This window comes from Janibacter sp. RAF52, from assembly GCF_052114035.1.
Taxonomy (GTDB): Bacteria; Actinomycetota; Actinomycetes; order Actinomycetales; family Dermatophilaceae; genus Janibacter; species Janibacter hoylei.
Genome location: NZ_JBFRDY010000028.1, coordinates 1 through 812, shown reverse-complemented (window position 1 = coordinate 812; position 812 = coordinate 1). Strand labels below are relative to the sequence as shown.

Genomic DNA, 812 nt, shown 5'->3' with positions numbered 1-812 from the left:
CCCACCGACTACGACCCGCAGACCAACTACTTCGACACCTCCTCCGTCGAAGGGGTCATCGCCGACGTCATCGCGACCAACCCGGACGCGGTCATGGTCGTCAAGTCCACGATCCCGGTCGGTTTCACCGCYGGCGCCCGCGAGCGCTTCGGCACCGACAACCTCATCTTCAGCCCRGAGTTCCTGCGCGAGGGCAAGGCCCTGCTCGACAACCTCCACCCCAGCCGCATCGTCGTCGGTGAGGTCAGCGACCGCGCCCGCCGCTTCGCCGACCTCCTCGTCGAGGGCGCCGTCGACGAGGAGGTGCCCGTGCTGCTGACCGACTCCACCGAGGCCGAGGCGATCAAGCTCTTCGCCAACACCTTCCTCGCCATGCGCGTGGCCTACTTCAACGAGCTCGACACCTTCGCCGCCCGCCACGGGCTCAACACCCGCCAGATCATCGACGGCGTCGGCCTCGACCCGCGCATCGGGTCGCACTACAACAACCCCTCCTTCGGCTACGGCGGCTACTGCCTGCCCAAGGACACCAAGCAGCTGCTGGCCAACTACCAGGACGTCCCGCAAAACCTCATGCAGGCCATCGTCGACTCCAACCGCACCCGCAAGGACTTCGTCGCCGAGGACATCCTGCGCCGCGGCCCCCGCGTCGTGGGCGTGCACCGCCTGATCATGAAGGCCGGCTCGGACAACTTCCGCGCCTCCTCGATCCAGGGGATCATGAAGCGCCTCAAGGGCAAGGGCATCGAGGTCATCATCTTCGAGCCCGCCCTGACCGAGGAGACCTTCTACGGCTCCCGCGTCATCCGCGA

Annotated in this window: 1 protein-coding gene; it reads left to right on the top strand. The window is 67.0% G+C overall.

From position 1 onward, the window contains the following. Positions 1-812 (top strand): nucleotide sugar dehydrogenase (locus tag AB4Y78_RS15605; RefSeq protein ID WP_441737296.1); only part of this gene is annotated, 812 nt, incomplete at both ends.